Below are 3,282 nucleotides of genomic sequence, written 5' to 3'. Positions count from 1 at the left end.
GTCCACGCTTTCCGAGGTTGCCGGTGTTGCGCGGCTGCCCGGTGGCAGCCTGGGAGGCCCAGGCGTTGCGGGTCGGGTCCGTACGCGGGGCCTCGACCGGGGTGTCGGCGACGGATGCCTGGGCGGGGTCGTCGATGAGTCGCGGTCCGCCCGGTGCCGGCGCTTCGCCCCGGGAGTCCGGGACGGGGGCGCCTGAGCCGAGGACGGCGGCTTCACGCTCGCCGCGGCGGCGGCGCAGGGACTCGAGCAGGTCCGCGGTCTCGCTCAGGCTCTTGGGCGGTTCTGCGGCACGCTTGATAGCCGCCTTGGACACGGCTTCCGTCGTTCCGGCCGAGCGGGAATAGGGGATCGGATCCAACTGGGGCGCCGTGTCGTTCATGAGCTCGTCCGGCAGCGACTCCTTGAACGTGAATGCGCCGCTGTCGAAGCGGGACACGTCGGCGGGGCTCGTCTCCGCGCCGACCGCGCGGAGGCGGGGGATGAGCGCGCCCTTGAGCTCGCCCTGCTGGGAGAGTGCGATGGCCTCGTTGCCGAGGGGGGAGAGCGCGTTCTTCTTCGGTTCGAAGGACCAGCGGGCATCGTGGTCGATGTCGTCCGCGGTGAAGGCAAGCTTGACGATCCAGCCGGCGCCGGGTTCCTTCCAGCTGGCCCAGCGTTCGTCCGTTGCCCCGAGGGAGGCGAGGCGCTCGCGGATGACGCCGCCGAACGTCGCGGATCCCTCTCCGGGATCGGGCTCGATCGCCGTGTGGACGGGCACGCCGAGGGCGCACGAGACGATGTACTCGCGTTCGGCGACAACCGGACCCTCGAAGCGACGGACGAAGTCGATCGGGGCTCCCGTCACGGCGGCGACGTCCTCAGCCGACATGCCGGAACGGATGTGCGCTTGCACGTCCCGCGGGGACAGCTTTGTTTTCGGGGTGTGTTCTATCTGGGTTTGGCGAAGCCGGGACTGGAGAACCTCGTCGATGGGGATCCGAAAACGGTCACCATCCTCGCTCGCTGCAAGCAGCGCGCCGTTCTCTACTCCGATTACCTTCAAATCCTGCATGGCGAAAGCCCTCTCGCGATCACTGATTCGCCAACACTGTCATGAAACGCCCCTCATTCCGGGGAATACGCCGGGCGTGCCGTAAGTTGACCACTCAGCCGAAGTTATCAGCGGCGAGAGTTTGCTATTCCTTCGGGATTGTTGCAAACTGTGCCCGCTGATTTCGTTAATCGGCATTAAATGAATGAATGGATGGGCATGGCAACCGATTACGACGCACCCCGAAAGTCCGAAGACGACTCTGAGTCGATTGAGGCCCTCAAGGAGCGCGTACCGGACAAGATGTCTGGCGTCGTGGATGTAGACGACTCAGACAACCCCGGTGGGTTCGATTTACCCGGTGCCGATCTGTCCGACCTCGACCTCGATGTCGTCGTCCTGCCCCCGCAGGCCGATGAATTCACCTGCGTAGAGTGCTTCCTCGTGAAGCACCGCTCGCAGATGTCGCACGAGACCAAGCTCGGCCCGGTCTGCCTGGAGTGCGACTCCTAAAAGCGCGTTTTAGTTACTTGATGCCGGCCGTCGTGATCCATTGATCGCGGCGGCCAACGTCGTTGGGTGGCGTGTCGAGACGAGCCAGTACGGTGCCGGATCCTGGGGATCCTCGATCGGGACCCGTACGACGGGACCGATCCAGCCCCTGATCAACAGCCAGGCCCGCGCGTCGAGCCTGCGTCCGCGCTCGAGCGTCGCTTCTGCGGCCTCGAAGGGCACGGCCTCCCCGATCAGCTCCGTTCCTATTCGCGCGCGACCCGCCGTGAAGACACCGTCCGCGACGGAGACGACCGGAGCAGTCAGCAGCAGGGTGAGGATCGCGGCACCGTAGAGCACGATGGCGATGATGATTCCCCAGAGCATCGAGATCGGTGCGAAAACGAGGATGCTCGCCGGCATCAGCAGTGCGGTCGCGAGGAATGGGGCTGGTGAGGCCCAGAGTTTTTCACGATATTCAGGCATGGCTCTATTCGATCAGACTTCTGCACTACCCTCGACACGTGGCAGAAAGCGTCGAAGTGTTGATAACCGCATCCATCGTTCCGCGGTACGCGCATCCGGGCGACGCCGGAGCAGATCTGCACTCGGCTGAAGAGCGTGTTCTTGCCCCCGGCGAGCGTGCCCTGGTCGGGACCGGCGTGTCGATCGCCCTCCCGGACGGTTATGCGGCGTTCATCGTGCCCCGCAGCGGCCTCGCGGCCAAGCACGGCATCACGATCGTGAACTCGCCGGGTACCGTCGATGCCGGCTACCGGGGCGAAATCAAGGTCTCGCTGCTCAACACCGACCAGACCGAATCTTTTGCGATCGCCGTGGGCGATCGCATTGCCCAGATCATCATCACGCCCGTCTCCCGGGCCGCTTTCATTCCCGTCGACCGGCTGCCAGACAGCCAGCGCGGCGCGGGCGGCTTCGGATCAACGGGTGTGAGTGAATCGGGAAACGGCCGGCAGACCGCCGGCTCACCAATGTCAGGAGACACCCCGTGACCGACGTCGCGAATGCGGACCAATTCCCGGAACCACTGCCCAAGTCGGCGCCGGAGGACCGTGAGACAGAGGGGCCCCTCGACGAGAGCGAGGCGAACCCGGTGCGACCGTACGTCGACCTCGGCGGCGTCAAGGTCCTGCCGCGCGAGGGCCTGCACCTGCGCCTCGAGATCGAAGAGGGCAGCAAGCGTGTCGTGGCCATCGGCCTGGACTACGCCGGTTCGACCCTGCAGGTCCAGCCGTTCGCCGCACCGCGGTCGAGTGGGCTGTGGCACGAGATCCGCGACCAGATCGCGGACCAGATCGGCAAGCAGGGCGGCACGACGACGCTGCGAGAAGGACCGTTCGGTCCGGAGCTCGTCGCGGAGATCCCCGTAGCCACCGGCCAGGACGCCTCCGAAACCAGCAGGCTGGCCCGTTTCATCGGCGTCGACGGCCCCCGCTGGTTCCTCCGCGGAGTGATCGCGGGCGAAGGCGCCATCAACCCGGACGCCGCCGCGCAGATCGAGGACCTCTTCCGCAGCATCGTCGTCGTGCGGGGGTCCGCACCGATGCCGCCGCGCGACCTGATCCCGCTGCGCATGCCGGTCACGCCCGCCGGCCCCGCAGAACCTTCCGACGCCTGACCCCACCCGTTCCCGCCAGGAAGATCGCCCCGACATGACGGACACCCCAGCATCCCGCGATGAGCCGGAGACCCCCCACCCGGCGGAGCCGGCCCCGAAGGCCGTGTTCGCCGACGGTATG

Annotated in this window: 5 protein-coding genes; 3 read left to right on the top strand and 2 right to left on the bottom strand. The window is 66.5% G+C overall.

Translation table 11 applies throughout. The annotated features are described in order from the left end of the window. The coding region (gene sepH, locus QN345_RS17070; RefSeq protein WP_323508936.1) for a septation protein SepH at positions 1–1,051 on the bottom strand (1,051 nt) is incomplete at its 3' end. A 198-nt stretch (positions 1,052–1,249) separates the two neighbouring features. Between sepH and QN345_RS17065 the strand changes: the two genes are divergently transcribed. Further along, positions 1,250–1,543, top strand: coding sequence for a DUF4193 domain-containing protein (locus tag QN345_RS17065; protein ID WP_134447980.1), 294 nt, complete (start codon positions 1,250–1,252; stop codon positions 1,541–1,543). A gap of 9 nt (positions 1,544–1,552) precedes the next feature. Here the strand turns inward: QN345_RS17065 and QN345_RS17060 are convergent, their stop codons facing one another. Beyond that, positions 1,553–2,008: a DUF3093 domain-containing protein gene (locus QN345_RS17060; protein ID WP_134447982.1), complete on the bottom strand. Its 456-nt coding sequence runs from the start codon at positions 2,006–2,008 to the stop codon at positions 1,553–1,555. 38 nt (positions 2,009–2,046) lie between these two features. Between QN345_RS17060 and dut the strand changes: the two genes are divergently transcribed. Beyond that, positions 2,047–2,535, top strand: coding sequence for a dUTP diphosphatase (gene dut, locus QN345_RS17055; RefSeq protein ID WP_241975429.1), 489 nt, complete (start codon positions 2,047–2,049; stop codon positions 2,533–2,535). Beyond that, positions 2,532–3,161, top strand: coding sequence for a DUF3710 domain-containing protein (locus QN345_RS17050; protein ID WP_134447986.1), 630 nt, complete (start codon positions 2,532–2,534; stop codon positions 3,159–3,161). The genes dut and QN345_RS17050 overlap by 4 nt, the downstream gene beginning before the upstream one ends. Positions 3,162–3,282: the final 121 nt, after the last annotated feature.

This window comes from Cryobacterium sp. 10I1 (genome assembly GCF_035019805.1).
Classification (GTDB): Bacteria; Actinomycetota; Actinomycetes; order Actinomycetales; family Microbacteriaceae; genus Cryobacterium; species Cryobacterium glucosi.
Note: the sequence above shows the minus strand (reverse complement) of the source record. Positions and strands in the feature narration are given on the sequence as shown.

Excerpts from the sequence above, each read along its gene's own strand:
- QN345_RS17065 (WP_134447980.1), top strand. The coding sequence starts at position 1,250 with ATGGCAACCGATTACGACGCACCCCGAAAGTCCGAAGACGACTCTGAG.
- QN345_RS17060 (WP_134447982.1), bottom strand. The coding sequence starts at position 2,008 with ATGCCTGAATATCGTGAAAAACTCTGGGCCTCACCAGCCCCATTCCTC.